This window comes from Pseudorhodoplanes sp. (genome assembly GCF_059499825.1).
Genome location: NZ_JCABZI010000010.1, coordinates 20,841 through 39,921, shown reverse-complemented (window position 1 = coordinate 39,921; position 19,081 = coordinate 20,841). Strand labels below are relative to the sequence as shown.

19 protein-coding genes are annotated in these 19,081 nt (G+C 62.8%); 12 read left to right on the top strand and 7 right to left on the bottom strand.

What is annotated here, in order from left to right; translation table 11 throughout:
* Nucleotides 1–3: 3 nt before the first annotated feature.
* Together rfaE1 and rfaD are read right to left on the bottom strand one after the other, a co-directional pair.
* Nucleotides 4–1,479 (bottom strand): D-glycero-beta-D-manno-heptose-7-phosphate kinase, encoded by a 1,476-nt coding sequence (gene rfaE1 / locus AC5I5I_RS14015; protein WP_495974004.1) that lies wholly within the window; start codon nt 1,477–1,479, stop codon nt 4–6.
* Nucleotides 1,480–2,460 (bottom strand): ADP-glyceromanno-heptose 6-epimerase, encoded by a 981-nt coding sequence (gene rfaD / locus AC5I5I_RS14010; protein ID WP_495974002.1) that lies wholly within the window; start codon nt 2,458–2,460, stop codon nt 1,480–1,482.
* Nucleotides 2,461–2,634: 174 nt separating this feature from the next.
* Here rfaD and waaF point away from each other — a divergent pair, with 174 nt between their 5' ends.
* From waaF to AC5I5I_RS13985, 5 genes are all read left to right on the top strand, one after another.
* Nucleotides 2,635–3,693, top strand: coding sequence for a lipopolysaccharide heptosyltransferase II (waaF, locus tag AC5I5I_RS14005; protein ID WP_495974000.1), 1,059 nt, complete (start codon nt 2,635–2,637; stop codon nt 3,691–3,693).
* Nucleotides 3,694–3,781: 88 nt separating this feature from the next.
* On the top strand, nt 3,782–4,294 hold the full coding sequence (locus tag AC5I5I_RS14000; protein ID WP_495973998.1) for a D-glycero-alpha-D-manno-heptose-1,7-bisphosphate 7-phosphatase: 513 nt from the start codon (nt 3,782–3,784) through the stop codon (nt 4,292–4,294).
* Nucleotides 4,295–4,298: 4 nt separating this feature from the next.
* Complete coding sequence (locus tag AC5I5I_RS13995; RefSeq protein ID WP_495973996.1) at nt 4,299–5,405, top strand: hypothetical protein; 1,107 nt, start codon at nt 4,299–4,301, stop codon at nt 5,403–5,405.
* 140 nt (nt 5,406–5,545) lie between these two features.
* Nucleotides 5,546–6,472, top strand: a complete 927-nt coding sequence (locus tag AC5I5I_RS13990) for a ketopantoate reductase family protein (RefSeq protein WP_495973994.1) — start codon at nt 5,546–5,548, stop codon at nt 6,470–6,472.
* Between the two features lie 6 nt (nt 6,473–6,478).
* Nucleotides 6,479–6,958 carry a DUF6789 family protein gene (locus AC5I5I_RS13985; RefSeq protein ID WP_495973992.1) on the top strand — a complete coding sequence of 160 codons (480 nt, stop codon included), beginning with the start codon at nt 6,479–6,481 and terminating at the stop codon, nt 6,956–6,958.
* Nucleotides 6,959–7,007: 49 nt separating this feature from the next.
* Here AC5I5I_RS13985 and AC5I5I_RS13980 read toward each other — a convergent pair whose 3' ends face one another.
* Nucleotides 7,008–7,700: a TetR/AcrR family transcriptional regulator gene (locus tag AC5I5I_RS13980; RefSeq protein WP_495973990.1), complete on the bottom strand. Its 693-nt coding sequence runs from the start codon at nt 7,698–7,700 to the stop codon at nt 7,008–7,010.
* An 82-nt stretch (nt 7,701–7,782) separates the two neighbouring features.
* On the opposite strand from AC5I5I_RS13980, the gene AC5I5I_RS13975 reads away from it, so the two are divergent.
* From AC5I5I_RS13975 to AC5I5I_RS13965, 3 genes are all read left to right on the top strand, one after another.
* Nucleotides 7,783–8,619, top strand: coding sequence for a polysaccharide deacetylase family protein (locus tag AC5I5I_RS13975; RefSeq protein WP_495973988.1), 837 nt, complete (start codon nt 7,783–7,785; stop codon nt 8,617–8,619).
* 73 nt (nt 8,620–8,692) lie between these two features.
* Nucleotides 8,693–9,469 (top strand): glutathione S-transferase family protein, encoded by a 777-nt coding sequence (locus AC5I5I_RS13970; RefSeq protein WP_495973986.1) that lies wholly within the window; start codon nt 8,693–8,695, stop codon nt 9,467–9,469.
* Nucleotides 9,466–10,434, top strand: coding sequence for a tripartite tricarboxylate transporter substrate-binding protein (locus AC5I5I_RS13965; protein ID WP_495973984.1), 969 nt, complete (start codon nt 9,466–9,468; stop codon nt 10,432–10,434). Before AC5I5I_RS13970 ends, AC5I5I_RS13965 begins: the two co-directional genes overlap by 4 nt.
* An 84-nt stretch (nt 10,435–10,518) precedes the next feature.
* On the opposite strand, the gene desA is transcribed toward AC5I5I_RS13965, so the two are convergent.
* The 3 genes from desA to AC5I5I_RS13950 form a co-directional block, all read right to left on the bottom strand.
* Entirely contained in the window at nt 10,519–11,913 is a 1,395-nt protein-coding gene (gene desA / locus AC5I5I_RS13960) for a syringate O-demethylase (protein WP_495973982.1), read from the bottom strand.
* Between the two features lie 218 nt (nt 11,914–12,131).
* On the bottom strand, nt 12,132–12,338 hold the full coding sequence (locus tag AC5I5I_RS13955) for a hypothetical protein (protein ID WP_495973980.1): 207 nt from the start codon (nt 12,336–12,338) through the stop codon (nt 12,132–12,134).
* 186 nt (nt 12,339–12,524) lie between these two features.
* Nucleotides 12,525–13,592, bottom strand: coding sequence for a glycosyltransferase family 4 protein (locus AC5I5I_RS13950; protein ID WP_495973978.1), 1,068 nt, complete (start codon nt 13,590–13,592; stop codon nt 12,525–12,527).
* 94 nt (nt 13,593–13,686) lie between these two features.
* Between AC5I5I_RS13950 and galE the strand changes: the two genes are divergently transcribed.
* From galE to AC5I5I_RS13930, 4 genes are all read left to right on the top strand, one after another.
* Nucleotides 13,687–14,673, top strand: coding sequence for a UDP-glucose 4-epimerase GalE (gene galE / locus AC5I5I_RS13945; RefSeq protein WP_495973976.1), 987 nt, complete (start codon nt 13,687–13,689; stop codon nt 14,671–14,673).
* Nucleotides 14,674–14,895: 222 nt separating this feature from the next.
* A complete protein-coding gene (locus tag AC5I5I_RS13940; protein WP_495973974.1) occupies nt 14,896–16,692 on the top strand; it encodes an ABC transporter ATP-binding protein in 1,797 nt (598 codons plus the stop codon).
* Nucleotides 16,693–16,867: 175 nt separating this feature from the next.
* Nucleotides 16,868–17,179, top strand: coding sequence for a hypothetical protein (locus AC5I5I_RS13935; RefSeq protein ID WP_495973972.1), 312 nt, complete (start codon nt 16,868–16,870; stop codon nt 17,177–17,179).
* Nucleotides 17,180–17,487: 308 nt separating this feature from the next.
* Entirely contained in the window at nt 17,488–18,186 is a 699-nt protein-coding gene (locus tag AC5I5I_RS13930; protein ID WP_495973970.1) for a fumarylacetoacetate hydrolase family protein, read from the top strand.
* A gap of 78 nt (nt 18,187–18,264) precedes the next feature.
* On the opposite strand, the gene gstA is transcribed toward AC5I5I_RS13930, so the two are convergent.
* Entirely contained in the window at nt 18,265–18,885 is a 621-nt protein-coding gene (gene gstA / locus AC5I5I_RS13925; RefSeq protein WP_495973968.1) for a glutathione transferase GstA, read from the bottom strand.
* Nucleotides 18,886–19,081 lie beyond the last annotated feature (196 nt).

The window sequence follows — 19,081 nt, the reverse complement described above, 5'->3', positions numbered from 1 at the left end:
GCGTCAGTTCCTGGCCGTCGAGCGCGATCGCTTCACGATGTCCGAGGTCGAATGCCCCGGGAGCAGATCGACAAGTAGGACCTCGCCGCCATAGGCCTCGACGATGTCGTGCCCGACCACTTGCTCGCGCGTATAATCGGCGCCCTTGATCAGCATATTCGGCCGGACCCGTTCGATCAGGTTGCGCGGGGTATCCTCCTCGAACACCACGACGAGATCCACCGCTTCAAGCGCAGCCAGCACCTCCGCCCGCGCCTGAACTTTCTGCACCGGACGTTCAGGCCCCTTCAGCCGCGACACCGACGCGTCGCTGTTAAGCCCGAGTACCAGCCGGTCGCAGGCGGCTCGCGCCTGCGCCATCAGCTTGACGTGCCCGGGATGCAGGATGTCGAAACATCCATTGGTGAATCCGATACGGAGCCCCTGCTTGCGCCACAGATCGAGCCGGGCATCGAGATCCCGCCAGTCGTAAAGAATCTTGTCTTCAGCCGCCAGCGTCGCAGACGGCAGAATGCGATGGCGCAGTTCACCGAGCGAAACCGTCGCTGTGCCCCGCTTGCCGACCACCACCGCGGCGGCCGCATTCGCCGCACGCATCGCGGATTCGTAGTCGGCGCCGAGACCGAGCATGGCGGCCAGAACCGCAACCACCGTATCGCCGGCGCCCGAAACGTCGCTGATCTTCACGGCGTAGGCAGGAACATGAACGGGCGCGCTATCGCGCGTGACCAGTGTCATGCCGTCGTCGCTGCGGGTGACCAGCACCGCCTCGCAGCCGAGCGTCGTTCGCAATTCCTCCGCGGCGTCGGCAACCTCGGTATCGCCGCGGGTCTCGCGCCGCACCGCTTCCGACAATTCCTTGCGGTTCGGCGTCACCACCGTCGCGCCGCGATAGATGCTGTAATCGTTGCCCTTGGGATCGACGATTACCGGTTTCCCGGCCACACTGGCCGCCTCGAGCAAGTGCCGGATCAGTGCAGGCGTCAGTACACCCTTGGCATAGTCCGACAGGACCACGGCATCGACCCGCGGCAATGCGGCCATTGCCGCCTCCAGCAGCGCCTTCTCGGCTTTGGCATCGGCCGGGCGCGCTTCTTCCCAGTCGGCGCGCAGCAGATGCGTGGCATAATGCTCCGATACGAACCGCACCTTGCGTGTGGTGGGTCGCGATCCGTCGACGACAAGCGACGCGGTGATGCAGGGCTCCGCGGCGAGCGCCGCCTTCAACGTGCGGCCGGCATCATCCTCGCCGACGAGGCCGACAAAGATGCAATGCGCGCCGAGGCTCGCGATATTGCGCGCGACATTGCCCGCGCCGCCGATCACCATCTCGCTGCGCTTCACCGCAATCACCGGCGCAGGCGCCTCCGGCGAGATGCGGGCAACCTCGCCATAGACGAAATCGTCCAGCATCAGGTCGCCAACGCACAGAACGGTGACGCCGGACAGCCGCGACAGGTTCTGGTCGAAATCGAACATTCAGCGGTACCGGTCTTCGCAATCGAGATATTGGGTGACGTAGCGGCCGACGGCCTCTTCGAGCGGCGTGAAGCCTGCATTGTAGCCGGCCGCACGCAGCTTTCCGACCTCGCTCTGCGTAAAATACTGATATTGGCCGCGGATCGCTTCGGGCATGTCGATATACTCGATCTTCGGCGGCCTTTGCAGTGCCGAAAACATCGCTTCGATCATGTCGCGGAAGCTGCGAGCCTCGCCGGTGCCGACATTGAACAGTCCGGACACACGCGGGCTGTCCAGCAGCCAGCGTATCACCGCGACAACGTCGTCGACATGGATGAAATCACGGCGCTGGTCGCCGTCGGCGATGCCGGCCTTGTGCGACTTGAACAGCCGGACGGTCTGGCCGGCCTTTGCCTCGTCGAAGATGCGCGCCAGTACACTCGCCATCTTGCCCTTGTGGTATTCGTTCGGGCCAAAGACATTGAAAAATTTCAGGCCGGCCCATTGCGGCGGCAGTTTTTCGCCCCGCAGCTTTCGGGCAATCAGCGCCTGGTCGAACAGATGCTTGCTCCAGCCATACAGGTTCATCGGCCGCAATGATCGCAGATGATCGGGCTGATCATCGTCAGAAAAGCCGTGCTCTCCGTTGCCATAGGTCGCGGCCGACGAGGCATAGATGAACGGGGTCTGGGTCTGCGTGCACCAGTCCAGCAGCGCCAGCGACAGGCGGAAATTGGAATTCATCACGAGATCGCCGTCACTTGCAGTGGTGTCGGAGACTGCGCCCATATGGATCACGGCGTCGAGCTTGCGACCATCGAGCCAGCCGAACAATTCCTGCGGCTGAACGAAATCGGCGATCTGCCGCTTGGCCAGATTTCGCCAGCGGCCGTCGGTGCCGAGCGTATCATTGACCGCGATATCGGTCCGGCCGGCCTCGTTGAGGCTGGCGACGATATTCGATCCGATAAAACCGGCCCCGCCGGTCACCAAAAGCATCGCTGACGCGCTCCGCCGCCCGGCCCCAATGGCGTTCCTTTGCCCCACCGGGCGCAAGCGCGCAACTTGAGCGCAACGAGACGGTGTTTACGGTGGATTCGACAAAGCCACGCAAACCAGCCTATTTGCGGATGCCGCGCGTAAAAAAGTGAACTCAAGTTCAATTCCGAAACAATGAGTCCAGATTCACAAAAATACGGCGAAATCGATCCGGCCGACCGTCCGGACAACCCCATTTTGATCGTCCCATATATGTGGATCGGCGATTTCGTGCGGGTTCATTCGGTGATCCGGCTGCTCAAGCAGCGCTGGCCGAACCGGCCGATCGACCTGCTGACCAGCTCGCTCTGCTCGCCAATCCTCGATTATCTGCCGGGCGTGCGAAAGGGCATCGTCGCCGATCTGCCGCGACGTCGGTTGCCCTTCGCGCAATATGCGGCGCTGGGGAAACAGCTCGCCCGCGAACATTATGGCACCGCCTTGATCATGCCGCGGACCTGGAAGGCGGCGCTTGCACCGTTCCTCGCCGGAATACCGGAACGGACTGGTTTTGCAGGGGAATTTCGATTTCTGCTGGTCAATGACATGCGTTTCGGCGAGCGCAGGCTGGAGCGCATGATCGATTGTTTCGTCGCCCTGTCCCAGCCGAAAAATGCTGTGCCGCCAGCGACTTACCCGCTGCCGGAAATCGTGGTGCCGGCCGCCGAGCAGGAAAATTGGTTGTCGCGCAATGACTTGCGCCGGACAGGCCGGCCGGTCGTGGCACTGGCGCCGGGCGCGGTGGGACCAGGAAAGGCGTGGCCGGTGCAGAATTATGCCGAATTGGCCAGGCAACTCACCGAACAGGGTGCCGATGTCTGGGTCCTCGGCGGACCGGCCGAGACAAGCATCGCCGCGCAAATCGCCGCGACAGGCGGCCCAAGTGTCTTGAATCTCACGGGAAACGATCTGCGCAACGCGATCGTCGCGCTGTCCGCGGCCGACCTCGCCGTCACCAACGATTCCGGTCTGATGCATATCTCTGCGGCCATTAGGACGCCGACCGTGGCGATCTTCGGCCCGACATCTGCGCGTTTGTGGGCCCCGCTGAACCCTTTGTCGGCGATCGTCGAGCCGCCCGGGTCGTTCGCCAATATCAAGGACCGCAGCACCGCCGGCGTAACGGTGGATCGGGTGATGGACGCTGTGCGACAGACCCTGCCCGATCATTTTACCGCTGCCGTCCAGCGTTGATGCTCGTAGAAGCACCGTTCCTCTGGCATCGAGGCGCCGCGAGCATAGGATATCGCGCAGTGAGCGTGCTTCCTCGGCGGACCGATCAATGACGGCACAAAAACCCGCGGCGTTCCTCGACCGCGACGGCGTGATCAATCGCGACGACGGCTATATCGGCACGATCGAGCGCTTCCATTTCATTGACGGCGCGGCGCAGGCGATCCGCCGGCTGAACGAGGCCGGCTTCCACGTCTTCGTGATCTCGAACCAGTCCGGCGTCGCCCGCGGATTGTTTACCGAGGACGATGTCGTGCGCCTGCACGACCACATGCGCGGCGAACTGGCGAGGGACGGTGCCCGCATCGACGACATCCGCTTCTGTCCGTTTCATCCGGATGCACCGCTCGCCGCCTACCGGATCGATTCCGACTGGCGCAAGCCGAAGCCCGGCATGCTGCTCGACCTGATGCAGACATGGCCGGTCGAGACATCGCGTAGCTTCCTGATCGGCGACAAGGAATCGGATCTTCGCGCCGCGCAGGCGGTCGGCATTACAGGGCACCTGTTCAGCGGCGGCAATCTCGCGAATTTTGTGGAGCGGGTAGTTTTCGAAAAGTAGTGACATGCGGACTATCGTCCATGGAGCAACGTCCGGCGCGATTGCGGCACTGAGTGCCGCCGCCCTCGCGTTGCTTGCATGCCTCTCGCTGCCGGACGCCCGCGCGCAGTCGCCAATTACGGCCTCGCAGTCGGAGGCGCTGAACCGGTACAATCAGGCGCTCAACGACTTCCGATCGGTTCTTCGCCAGCGGCGCGCACAAATCGACGCGAAGCAGCCACTACCGAACCTGCCCGGCCAGGCGCTTTATCTCGCACGCAATGCGCTGATCAGCACCTACAAGGATCTCACCGATGCGCTGCCTGCGAAAATCGGGAAACCAAACAAGTTCGCAATCCCGCCGGCCTATTTCGATGCCGACAACGAGCCGCTGATCGATGAATATCTCCGCCTGTTCGGCATCATGCAGGCGCCGCCCGCTAATGCGCAAAGCTCCGAGACGCCATTTCGGGACGTGGTCGATCTCGGAGCCGCCATTGCGCGCGCCCGGGGCCTCGACGCGGCTCATGCCGATGTCGCCGGCCGTATCAGCCTTGGCATCTTCTTTGCCGAAAGCAACGGCAACCAGAATATCGGCAATGCGCGCTCCAACAAATACAAGGGAAGTTTCCAGACCGGCGTGTCCGAGAGTCAGAGCGGCCAGAGGAAATGGGCAGCGATCAAACCGTCCATCGCGGTCTTCGATCCGGCCCTGATCGCGCGCGACGCGAAGGAAGAGGCGCGTGTCGGCAAGCTCGACCGGCGATACAATCACTGGATCAACGTGCGCGATGCGCTGATGAATGCACATGCCGACGCGTTCGCCTATATCCCGACGATCGTAAAGGCATTTCCCGACCCGATCGATCAACTGAAGCTGTTCGAGCTGATCCAGATCGTTCCCACACCGACCAAGGCCGCGATCAGATCGGGCAACATTGCCGGATACCGGGTGTCCGACCCACGGATCATGGGCTATCTGCGCAACAATTCCATGTTCACCTTCGGGCAGGCCGACCGGGCGAAGTCATCGGCGACCTACCGCGACATTCTCGATGCAATGTGGTTGTTCAACGAAAAGTTCGAGCGGGCCTTATCCAAATTCAACGAGATCAAGACGCAGAAGAATTGACACGTTTGCAGCCAGCGGCGCGGTGCCAGCCTGTATCGCGCATGGGACATGCGCTCGCCGCCCGGTGGATTTGAGCCACCGCATTCGCTATAGCCGAAAGGCAACAAGTGTCTTCGGACAAACCGCCAGGAGCATCCACTTTGCGCATTCTCATCATGGGGTCGGGCGGTGTCGGCGGTGTGTTCGGCGCGCGGCTGGCCAAAGCCGGCGCCGATGTCACGTTCGTTGCGCGCGGCGCGCATCTGAACGCCATGCGCAAGAACGGCCTGCGGATCGAGGGCGGTGCCGATCCGATCGCGCTGCCGAAGGTCAACGCGACCGACGATCCGGCCGAAGCGGGCCGCGTCGACATGATCCTGTTCGCGGTCAAGCTATGGGATACCGAAAGCGCCGCGCGTTCGCTGCTGCCGTGCATCGGGGCGGATACCGGCCTGATTTCGTTCCAGAACGGTGTGCAGAAAGACGACATGCTGCGACCGATCGTCGGCGACCATGCGCTTGTCGGCGGCACCAGCTATGTCTCGGCGGCGATCACTGCGCCGGGCGTGATCACGCAGACGGGATCGATGCAGGGGCTCGCTTTCGGCGAGTTCGACGGCCGGCAATCGAAACGCGTCGAGGATTTCCATCGAGCCTGTCTCGCCGGCGGTATCCAGGCCGAGATCAGCGCCGATATCAATCTGGTGATCTGGCGGAAGTTCGTCTTCCTGGCGTCGGTCGCGGGCGCAACCACGTCGATGCGCGCACCGATCGGCGCGATCCGGGACAATCCGCTGACGCGGCAATTCCTGCTCGACCTGATGAAGGAGATCGTCGCGGTGGGGCGTGCGCGCGGAGTGGCGCTCGCGGAGAACTTTGCCGACCGGCAGATCGCCTTTGCCGACACATTGCCCGCCGGCATGATCGCGTCGATGTATCACGACCTGCAGACCGGCAAGCCGCTGGAACTGCCATGGTTGAGCGGTGGCGTGGTCGATCTTGGCGCCGAGGTGAATGTGCCGACGCCGCTTAACCGCGCGGTACGTGACGTGCTGATCCTGCATGCGAAGGGCACGATGGCCACGTAAAATAACATGCGCGGCGGCCTCACATTACCGAACAGACGCTGGCTCTGGAAAACCCTCGTCGCCGGCCTTTGCGGCATGATCGCGCATTGGTTGCTGATGTATTTCAAATCCCGCTCGGGATTGCTGCCGACCTTCAATCCCTACAGCAGCTTTCAGGCGATGCTCACCCGCATGACCGGTGAAACGGTCAATCCGGGCGCAGGCTGGATACTGTCCTTCCTGAATGGCTTCATCGTCATCAGCTTCATCTTCAGACTGGTCTACCGGTTTCTGCCCGGCCGCAACGGCGCCGTCAAAGGATTCGTGTTTGGCTTTCTCGGATGGGCCCTGATGAATCTGGCCTTCTTTCCGATGCTGGGCCTCGGCGTGTTCGCGCTCAATGCAGGCCTTGGCATGTCGCCGGCACTGTTCTCATTCGCCATGGTCCAGACCTATAGCGTGGTCATGGGCATGGTCTATGACGCCCTCAACACGCGCTTCGGCTGATCCATGTCTGAATGGCGCACCATCGATCGCGCGTCACCGGCACAGGCCGTCAGCGCGACTTGACCGACCTCGCCCGAATCCCGGCGGTGACGAAGCGCACCAGATGTTCGGTGACTTCGCCCGGGTCGGATGTGTCGCATAATCCGCCGGAGATGCGCCGCAGCCGATGATTTCGCGACGTGTCGAGCAGGATGTGCAGCATCGATCCGATCATGAAATCGAAACCCCAATACATATCGGCCCTGTCGTGGCCCGGCAGAGCCGCCGCAAGCGCGTCGACGAATTGCGCCGCGACATTGTCGGTTTGCTGCGACACCACCTCCTCGACGAAGGGCTGGCGAAGCGCGAAGGCAAGGATCAGCATGCGCGCGTAGTGACGCTGCACGCCCGTACCTTGCATGCAGGCCGCCACGGTCGGCTCAACCATGGCGCGCACCACGGCGTCGAGCTTCGGCTTGCGCGATCCGGCCTTCACCGCATCCAGCGTCTCGAGCCGTTGCGCATTCAGCGGCGCGATCACCGTCGCAATCGCATGCCTGATGAGCTGCTCCTTGGTACCGAAATAATAGCTGATCGCTGCGTGATTGACCTTCGCGCGCTCGGCGATGTCGCGGACCGTCACCTGATCGAAGCCGTGATCCGCAAACAACTGAATGGCGCCGTGCAGGATGCGCTGCGGCGTCCCGCCGTTCTGCGCGAGCTCCACCGGCACGTCCTTGTGGAGCGGCTGTTCATTCTTCATGGCGCGTCCCATTGACAACAGCCTAACTCATCCTGTTTGATTTATCCAAATGGATAAAACATTTGGATAGGGAGTGATCGTCATGACGCCACCGGCCGCGCTGCCGCACAATTGGCCGAAAGAACGACCTGTCGGCGTCTCCGTGAGTGTCATGCTCGAGGGCTGGACCGACGACGCGGCGCCGGGCATCGGGCCCATGGGCAATCCCCTGCGCGCCGGCGTGTTCGACACGCAGGCCAAGTCCTGGGCCGAATACGGCGCCCGGACCGGAGCCTGGCGGTTGCTCGACGTGCTGGAAGACACCAGGACGAAGGCCGTGTTCTACGTTAGTGGCGTGCTGGCGGAGCGCCATCCGGACCTCATGCAGGCGATCGTCAACGCAGGACATCCGGTCGCGGCACATTCCTGGTCGCAGCACATCATCCCCGCATACCAAAGCCGCGAGCAAGAACATGCCGACCTGAAGCGTTGCATCCAGGCCCTGCAATCGTCATCGGGCCACCGTCCGGCAGGCTGGATCAGTCCGCGCGCCACGCCGAGCCTCAATACCCCCGAATTGCTGGCGCTGGAGGGTTTCTCCTGGTTTGCCGACGCATTCGACCGTGACCTTCCCTACCGCGTGGATACCGCCGCCGGACCGATCACCGCCATCCCGTTCACCATGGAGGTGAACGATTTTCCACTCTGTATTCGCTACGGGCATTCGCCCGATGCATTCGTGCAGACGCTGCAATCCATGCTCGACGGCTGGTCTGAGATCCGTAGTCCATTCGCCTGCCTCGACCTTACCGCACATGCGCATGTCTTCGGCCGGCCGGCAGGCGCGATCGCATTCAAGCAGGCGATCCGGCTCGCGCAGGCGAACGCCGCAGCGTGGCTGACCACACACGCCGAACTGAGCGCGATGTGCGCGCGCTGAATTGCGTCCTGGACCGCGGGCGGGGTCCAGTCATGCCCGACGCCACCCTTTTGCCGATCAGCAAGGACCAACGATGCTTACACTTTATAATGCCGCGCATTCGACCTGCAGCCAGAAGGTTCGCATCTGCCTTGCCGAGAAGCGCCTTCCATTTGACGACATCAAGCTGGACCTCGGGAAAGCCAAGGAGCATTTGCGTCCCGAGTATCTGAAGCTCAATCCGAACGGCGTGGTGCCGACCCTTGTCGATGACAACGACATCATCGTCGATTCGAGCGTCATCTGCGAATATCTCGAGGAAAAATACCCGCAGGTGCCGCTGTCTCCGTCAGACCCGGCCGGACGCGCGCGAATGCGCGCGTGGATGCGCTTCCTGGAGGAAGTGCCGACGGCCGCAGTGCGCGTCCCGTCCTTCAACATGGGATTCCTGCCGCGATACGAGGGCATGGACCGCAAAACCTTCGAGGGTGTCGAATCCGACGTGAGGCCGATCCGGAAGCAATTCTATCGCCGTATGGGCCCGAGCGGTTTCAGGAAGGAGGATGTGGAGGCCTCGATCGAGCAGATGAGAAATACCTGCTCGCGGATGGACGCCGCTCTCGCGAACGGGCCGTGGCTGCTCGGCGAGCGCTATACGCTGGCCGACATCATCGTGACGCCCCTGATCGACCGCATGGCGGATCTGGGCATGAGCTCGATCTGGGAGAATGACTTTCCGCGCGTCACCGACTGGTACGCGCGAAGCAAGGCGCGACCGTCTTTCCAGCAGACCTTTTATCCGGGCACGCGCATGTCGGAATTCCTGTCTCTATCGCCGGCCATAAAAGAAAACCAGGAGGGAACACAATGAAGCGACTAATCGCAGCAACCGGCATCCTGCTTGGATGCATCACCGCAAGTCTTGCGCAGCCATTTCCGAATCGACCCATCACGATCGTCGTTCCTTTTGCCGCAGGCGGTCCGATCGACACCACGACGCGGATTGTGGCGGAAAGGATGAAGGACATCCTCGGACAGCCGTTCGTCATCGAGAATGTCGGCGGCGCGGCCGGAAGTCTCGCCGCCGCGCGCGTGGCGAAGGCGGCACCGGATGGCTACACGCTGATCACCGGAATCTGGGGGACTCATGTCGCAAACGGCGCCATCTACCAGCTGGCCTATGACGTGAAGGACGACTTCGCGCCGGTCGGCCTGATTTCATCCAATCCGCTGTTGATCGTGTCCAGCAATAAACTCCCGGCCAACTCACTTCCGGAACTGATTTCATGGCTGAAACAGAACCCGGACAAGGCCAGCCAAGGCACATCCGGCGTCGGCAGTGTCGGTCACGTCGCCGGCGCGTTTTTCCATGCCAAGACAGGCACGCAATTCCGCTTCATTCCCTATCGTGGCCTGGCCCCTGCGATGCAGGATCTTGTGGCCGGCAATATCGACCTGATGTTCGATACGCCGGCGACCTCGTTGCCGCATGTCAAAAGCGGCAATATCCGCGCCTATGCGGTGACCGCGCAGCAGCGCATCAAGGCCGCGCCCGACGTACCGACTGTCGATGAGGCGGGGCTATCCGGATTCTATGTCTCGACCTGGACCGCATTGTTCGCACCGAAAGGGACCAACAAGGACGTGATCGCAACCTTGAACAATGCATTGCGCAAGGCGCTCGCCGACCCTGTGGTCCGCGAACGACTGGCCGGCGTCGGTCAGGACGTATATCCGTCCGACCAGCAAACGACCGAATTTCTGGTGAAGTTCCAGGCCGACGAGATCGCCAAGTGGTGGCCGATCATCAAGGGTGCCGGGATCAAGGCCGACTGAGCCGGCGTCCGAACGAAAAAGCCGATCCCGGATGGCGCCGGGATCGGCCTGTACTCGCGAAATCCGTTTTGCCGCGGGCCTCGCCTACGCCTCCGCCTTGCGCCAGCCGCCGGGCGCGTAGGCCTTGCGCACCACTTCGACATAGGGCGACGGGCTGACGATCGCGCGCATCTGCGTCTGCATATGCTTCTCGACCGTCGGCTTGCGCGAGCCGCCATCGGCCTCGCCCCACAGGAACATCACTTCGGTGCCGGGCTCCGCGAACTCCTCGTCCATCACAGCGAGCGTGAGCATCTTGCCCTCGTTCGAGGAGTAACCGATCCAGGTCGAGACGCCGACGGTCTTGCCGTCGACCATCACCCGGTCGAACGGATGCATGCAATAGACCGCCGACGGCCAGTCCATGAACTTGGCGCGGTTGTGCTTCTGGAACTGGGTGCCGAGCACGCGCGTCACGTCCTCGTTCTCGAGCGCGAGCGTCACCTTCTTGCGGTGCGGCTCCTTCGCCTTCTTCTCCAGTGCCTCGCGGCCGATGAAGTCGTGGTCGAACTTCATGAAGCCGCCATAGGCCATGTCCCAGGGCGTAAAGTAGTAATCCTCGATGTTGTTCGAATCGAAGCTGCCGCCGATCGAAGCCCCGGCCTCGTAACCATTGGCCGGGAGCCACTGACGATAGGCTTTCGTACCTTCGCCGGTATAGATCGCGGGCAGCGGCGACGGGATCCAGCCGGACTCCAGCGCGTTCGACGAATAGGCGCGGCCGCCGACGAGGCGCATGCCGTAATCTTCGCCGGCCTTGATCAGCGCCTGACGGACATCCTCGCCCTCTTCCCACGGACCGAACAATTCCCAACCCGGCTGACCGGCCATGCCGTGACGCAGCGCGCCGACCTTTTTGCCGGCGATCGTGAGCGTGGTCATGTTGAAGAATTTCAGTTCGCCGGGCTTGGTGCCGATCGCCTTCTCGATCACCTTCATGGCGTTCGGGCCCTGCACCTGGAAGCGATAGGACTTGCGCTTGCCGTCGCTGCGCAGAGCCGAGCGCTGGTCGAGTTCGACCTTCACGTCATACTTGCCGGTGGCGGCGTGGAACATCACCCAGTTCAGCGCCGGCGCGCGGCCGACGAGATTGAACTTGTTCGGAGCGAGATAGAACAGGATGACGTCGCCGATGACGTAGCCTTCGGGCGTGACCGGCACGAATTGCTTGGCCTTGTTCGGCTCGAAGCCCTTGTAGCTGTTCATCGACAGGTACGAGAGCAGCTTCAGCGCATCCGGTCCTTCGACGGCGAGATCGGCCATGTGATAGGACTGATTGAACAGGACGCAGGTGTTCTGCCAGGCCTGCTGCTCGTCGCGCCAATTGGTGTATTCCGCCGGCACGCCCGGATAGACATTCGGCCCGGTCTGCTGGTTGCGCAGCAGATCGACCGGATTCTTCACGGTGTTCAGCACATCTTCGAGATTCTTGGCAGCCATCGACTTCTCCCCTCGGCGGCGCGACGCGCGGCCTGTTGTCCCGGACGCGCCGTTACGCGCCTGTATACAATTTTCCGGGACTTCAATGATCCAAGTCGAAAGCGATTGCAACTTTGGGCTTTCGCCCACTGCACTCACCTACCCGGCAAGCCAAAGCGTCGCGCTGGGATGCGTGCGTGGGCGCGTATCGAGGCTCAACGCGTACAGCGCGGCTGACGCTATGCCGCCAGCGGCTCGGCCGGTTCGACGTCCGAACAGAACACCACCATGGTCTCGAACACATAGCCGCAGTCGCCGCAATTCCAGAGGTGACGCACCTGCCGCTGGTTCACCGGCTCCGACCAGGCCGGACGTTTCAGTTGCGCGCCGCATTGTGCGCAAGGCAGAGCACCGAACGTGGAAAGCCGCATGGACGCTGCCGTCATGGCCTCCTCCTCATGTTCTTTTTTGTTGAATGCGTTTCATCGCTAGTCGCAGCCGTTGTCAATTTTATGATGGGACAACGCCGCGCGGGAGCTTTCACGCAAACGTGGTTGGCGCGGGGCAACACCGATCACCGGTATTTCCCTCAAATTTAGCGCCGCAAACGACCTTAATTTTCGAGATGCAGGTCAGCGCAACGCGTCGGTGCCGGAGTTTTGCGGCGCGGTATCGCGGCCGAGCACACGCCGATACACAGCGGCGATCTTTTTCGCTTCGGCCTCGATGCTGAATTGCGATGCGACATAGTCGCGCGCGCGTTCGCCCATTGCCGCAGTGCGAGCCGGATCGCGCATCAGCGTCTCGAGCGCCGTCGCAAGCGCGGTCGCGTCTCCTGCCGGCACCAGCAACGCGATCTGACCACCGGTCACCACCGCTTCCGCAGCACCCGCGCGCGCCGCAACCAGCGCATTGCCGGACGCCATCGCCTCCAGCATCGTCAGCCCGAAGCCTTCGTTGCGTGACGTGAAAGCGTAGATGAGGATGCGGCGGAACCAGAGCGGCACTTCGTCGATCGGCCGCTCGCCGAGAAAGCGCACCCGATCGGCGATCCCGGCTTGCGCCACACGGGCTTTCAGCTCGGCTTCAAACGCGGCGTCGTCGACGGCGCCGACCACCACCGCGCTGAAATCAGGATAGAGCGGCAATACGCGCGACACCGCCTCGATAAAAACGTCCGTCCCCTTCTGGTGCCGGACCCGGCCGAAACAGCCGATGGCATATTTTCCCGGCAGACCGCTGATCTGGAATTCGGCGTCACGGTTCTTTGGCGGGTGATAGCGCGCGGTATCGACGCCGTGCAGAATGACCTCGCACGGAACCTTGAGATAGGACGCCGATGCATCGCTGGTGGCGATCACGCCGTCCATGCGCGCAATCAGCCAGCGCGTGATCCAGGTGTGATGGCGCTGCGCCGCCGAGGTGAACACGAGCTTGAGCGGCCAGCCGAGCCATTTCAGCAGCAGGCCCACCATCATCTCGTTGTTGCGGCGTGCATGCCAGACGAACCGGCGCCGCCCCCGGAACGGCAGGGCGAGCAACTCGGAGAAGCGCATGGTCTCGATGCCGTCCGGCGCATCCGGGCCGAGCCAACGCGCGGTCGCAAGCCCGGCGATCCGGGGCGCGATCATCCGGTTGGTCGCCGTCACACCGGTATAGTTCCAGTGCAGGTTTGGAATGATGACGTCGAGGTCGGTCAAGGCGGGCCTGATCGGGGAAAACGGGACCTCTTATTACTCATTTTTCATGGCCGTCGCCTATGGTCGCGGGATTCTTTTGCGGAGATCCCGGTCCATGACCGTCCTCGTCACCGGCGGCGCCGGCTATATCGGCAGCCACATGGTTTACGAATTGCTCGACGCCGGCGAGGACGTGGTCGTACTCGACAATCTGTCCACCGGCTTTCGCTGGGCCATTCCGGACCATGTGCCATTTTACGAGGGCAATACCGGCGACGAGGACCTGGCGCGGTCGATCATCGCGAAGCACGGGGTCGACGCGATCATCCATTTCGCCGCCTCGATCGTGGTGCCGGACTCGGTCGCCGATCCGCTGGGCTATTACAGGAACAACACCGCCAATTCCCGCACGCTGATCGAGGGCGCGGTGAAAGGTGGCGTGAAGCATTTCATCTTTTCCTCCACCGCCGCGGTCTACGGCAATCCGAAGTCGGTGCCGGTGGCGGAGGATGCCGCGCCGGATCCGATGTCGCCCTACGGTTCGTCGAAGCTGATGACCGAAATCATCCTGCGCGACACCGCTTTCGCCCATCCGCTGAAATACGCGGTCCTACGCTATTTCAACGTGGCCGGCGCCGACCCGCAGATGCGTACCGGCCAGTCCACCCCCGCGGCCACGCATCTGATCAAGGTCGCGGTCCAGACCGCGCTCGGCCTGCGCCAGAAAATGGATGTGTTCGGCACCGACTATCCGACCCCCGACGGCACCTGCATCCGCGACTATATCCATGTCAGCGATCTGGTCCGGGCGCATTCGGATGCGCTGCGCTATCTGCGCGCGGGCGGCGACAGCGCCACCTTCAATTGCGGCTATGGACGCGGTTTCTCGGTGTTCCAGGTGATCGACACCGTGAAGCAGGTTTCCGGGGTCGATTTCCGGGTCGAACTAGCCGAGCGCCGGCCGGGCGACCCGGCCCGGATTGTGGCGGCCTCCGAGCGGGCACGGGAGATCCTGCACTGGGTACCCCGCTATGACGATCTGCCCGTCATCGTGCGGGACGCGCTGGAATGGGAACAGAAATTGCGGACCCGGAACAGCTAGGTTTCTCCGTCCGCCCCCTCGCGGCCGGTAACCCATTCAGTGGCCCGAATGAGCGAAGCGATATGCGGGTGGTCCCCGGATTTCGCTTCGCTCATCCGGGCTACGGACCGCGAACGTCATGGCCCGGAAAAGGGTAATAGACTTGAAATCTCGCCCCCAAGCGGGCAGGTAGCCGGCGGGGCGGACGCCCTGTCCGATGATCCCGTACAGGCTTGATATCGAATGGCGCCTCCCGTCCCGGCCGACAAGGAAAGCTCGTATCAGCTGATTCGCAGGCTCGTGACCGAGTACGGCGCGAAGCACTGGAAATCCTACGCCACCGCCTTTTTCTTCATGGCAATCTCGGCGGCCGGCACGGCCGCGATCGCCTATCTGATGGGCACCATCGTCAACAAGGCCTATGTCGATCGCAGCTTCCACGCGATCGTGGTCATCGGCCTGTTCACGATCGTGATTTTCTGCGCGCGCGGCGGCGCCACCTATCTCCAGGCGGTGATCCTGTCGCAAGTCGGCAATGCCATCATCGCCGAAAACCAGCGGAAATTGTTCGACCGGCTGATGCAACAGAATCTCGGCTTCTTTGCCGAGCGGCATTCGTCGGAATTCCTGCACCGGCTGTCGACCGGAGCGGTGTCCGCGATGCAGGTGCTCAACCTGCTGATCACCGCTGTCGGCCGCGATTTCCTGTCTCTGGTCGGTCTCGCCACCGTGATGGTGATCCAGGATCCCGTGATGTCGCTGTCCGCCGCGGTGATCGCGCCGCCGGCGATCTGGATGATCCGCAAGCTGGTGCGCCGCGTGAAGGCGGTTGCGAAGGCGCAGTTTACCGGCGGCACCCGGCTGTTCGAGACCATGCAGGAGACCGTCCAGGGCATTCGTATCGTCAAGGCCTTCACGCTCGAAGACCGCCTGCGCAAGCGCTATTACGACAACGTCGCCGCGGTCGAACACGAAGCCAACAAGATGGCGCGCGTGTCGAACCGCTCGAGCCCGATGATGGAGGCGCTGGCCGGCGTCGCCATCGCAGCGGGCGTCATTTATGGCGGCTATCGCACCATCGAAATGAACGCCACGCCGGGCGAGTTCTTCTCCTTCATCACCGCGTTCCTGCTGGCCTACGAGCCGGCCAAGCGGCTGGCGCGGCTCAATATCGAATTGAATGCCGGACTGATCGGCGTGCGCCAGCTGTTCGACATCATCGACGCGCCGTCGACCGAAGCCGCCGACAACGACAAGCCGAAACTCGTGATGGACAAGGGCCAGGTCGAGTTCCGCGACGTGTGGTTGTCCTATCGCGAGAATGAGCCGGTCCTGCGCGGCATCTCACTCGTCGCCGAGGCCGGCCAGATGAGCGCATTGGTCGGCCCCTCCGGCGGCGGCAAGTCGACCATCCTCAATTCCATCCTGCGTCTCTACGAGCCGCAATCCGGCGCGATCGAGATCGACGGGCAGAATATCGCCAGCGTGTCGCGTCACTCGCTGCGCCAGCAGATCGCCTATGTCGGACAGGACGTATTCCTGTTCCACGGCACGATCCGCGACAACATCTCGTTCGGCAAGGACGGCGCAACCGAAGACGACATCGTCGCCGCCGCCAAAGCCGCCAACGCGCATGACTTCATCATGTCGTTCCCGAAAGGCTACGACACCCATACCGGCGAGCAGGGCCTGCAATTGTCCGGCGGCCAGCGGCAGCGCATCGCCATCGCGCGCGCGCTGATCCGCGACGCCAGACTGATCCTGCTCGACGAGGCGACGGCCGCACTCGACTCCGAATCCGAGCGGCTGGTCCAGGGCGCGCTCGCGCATCTGACCCAGGGGCGCACGACTATCGCCATCGCGCATCGCCTGAACACCATCGCCCATGCCGACCGCATCTTCGTGATTGAAGCGGGCGTGGTGGCGGAATCGGGCCGTCACGACGAATTGCTCCGCCAGGGCGGTCGCTATGCGTCGTTCTACCGGCTGCAATTGCAGGCGCAGGAATTTCCGACCGCGGACACCGTCGCGGCGGAGTAAGCAGTCGTTCCGGCGAGCGATCGGTCGCACAAATATCAGGACCGAATCGTACAAGCGCGGTTGCGGGCATTGGAACCCGCGATGTTAAATCATCATAAGTGCTATCGCGCTTGGACGTTTCAGACCGGCGTCAACGAATGATATCGAATCGCTGTCCAAATCAGGAGGCGACTCGATGATCAGAACTCTTCTGGCCTTGCCGCTCGCAGCGGCTCTGCTCTCGTCGGCGCAAGCTGCGCCGGCTGTCGTTCAGCAAATCGAAATCCAGCCCAGCGTCGAGACAGTCGCCCAGGGCTGCGGCCCTGCCCGCTACCGCGGCCCCGGCGGTGCCTGCCATCGCTACGGCACCGGCCCCTATCCGGGCGGATATTACGGCCGTTACATGTGGACGTGGCACGAGTGCCCTCCGGGATACTGGCGCGGTCCGTGGGGACATTGCCGTGACACGCCGTATCACGGTCCGCTGCCCGGCGGCGGCTGGCGCTGAGCCTGAGCGCCATCTCGGGCTGAGATCAGGCCACCAGCACAAGGGGCGTTCGCTTCGTCACGCGAGCGCCGGGACTTTAGTCCGTAAAAAATACGAACGCCGGGATCCCCCAATCCCGGCGTTCGCAGCCCCCGCTCAAATGTTTGGCGCCGGCAGCAGCAGCAACAGGCCGTTCGACCCGCGCGCGCTTTGACGCCATCCAGTGCCATGCTATGCGGAGGCCCCACCTGCGGCCAATCGCTATTGCGACCGCGTGCCGCATTCCCTGCCGAACTTCGGCTGCCTGTGACAAAAAAGCATCATCGGCTATGAGCGATCGTTACGTCATACCTCCGCCGCCCCAGGCCGCACTCGCGGTCAAAGGCTCATCCGAAAAATTTCCGGTCCGCCGCATCTGGTGCGTCGGCCGCAATTACATCGAGCACATCCGCGAGATGGGGCAGGACGAACGCGCGCCCCCGTTTTTCTTCGCCAAGCCGGCCGACGCCATTGTCCCGGATGGCGGCGTGGTGCCCTACCCGCCGCTGACCAAGGACATGCATCACGAGGTCGAGCTGGTGGTGGCGCTGAAGTCCGGCGGCATCAACATCAAGCCGGACAAGGCCAATGACTGCATCTGGGGTTATGGCGTCGGCATCGACCTGACCCGCCGCGACCTGCAGATCGCCTCCCGCGAGGTCAAGCGCCCGTGGGAAATCGGCAAGGCCTTCGACGCCTCCGCACCGTGCGGTCCGCTGGTGCCGGCCTCCGAAATCGGCCACCCAACCAAGGGCCGCATCGTGCTCAAGGTCAACGGCGCGGTGAAGCAGGACGGCGACCTCGACCAGATGATCTGGAACGTTCCGGAGACGATCTGGAAGCTGTCGGAGATGGTCGAACTCGCGCCGGGCGACATCATCATGACCGGCACCCCGGCCGGCGTCGGCCAGGTCAATATCGGCGACAAGATCGAGTGCGAGGTCGCGGGCGTCGGTTCGCTCACGGTGACGATCGGCAAGCCGAAGTAACTTTTGCAATTCCGGCGCGCGGCCACCGGCCGCGCGCCCAGGATTTACGCGCACCGCTCGGCGCGGAAAAACGAGCCCTCAAGCCGCTGCCGGCTTGATCAGCCCTTCCGCCTTCATCGCCTCCTCGACCTTGGGCCGCGCGCGGATGCGCGTGCGCAGATCGTTCAGGTTCGGCCATTGCGCGACGTCGATTTCCTGGAAGCGTCCCCAGTTCGACACCACGAACAGGTAGATGTCGGCAATCGAATAGCGATCGCCCGCCAGCCATTGCCGGCCGGCGAGGTGCTCATCGATATGCTTGAAGGCATTCATGACATTCTGCTTGGCGATCATCCGGTAGTCGCCGGGCGTGCCCTCCTTGAACAGCGGCGTGAACTGCTTGTGCAGTTCAGTGCCGATGAAGGACAACCATTCCAGCGCGCGATAATAATCCATGGTGCCGGCTTTCGGCATCAGGCCGGCCCCGGGCTTCTGGTCGGAGACGTATTGCAGCAGCGCCACCACCTCGGTCAGCGTCTCGCCGCTGTCGAGTGTGAGCACCGGGACCACACCCTTCGGGTTCACGTCCCAGAAATTCTCGCCGCTCTTGGTGACCTTGGTTTTGTTGTCGACGCGCTCGAGATCGAACGCGATCCCCGCCTCGTGCAGCGCGATGTTGACGGCGAGCGAACACGCTCCGGGCGCATAATACAGCTTCATGGTTTCTCTCCCTGCGGGCCTCCGGCCCGTCCCGAGCCGATTTGCCGAGGCGCGTGCATTTAGTCAAATCCCGGTTGCGCAATCTTGCTCCGACTCGTCAGGATTGCGCAAACCATTGATTCAAATAACATAAAATCGACCGCCGGGGCTTCCCAAGGAGGAACCAAATCAGATAAGCCGCGTTACAGCCGGACCG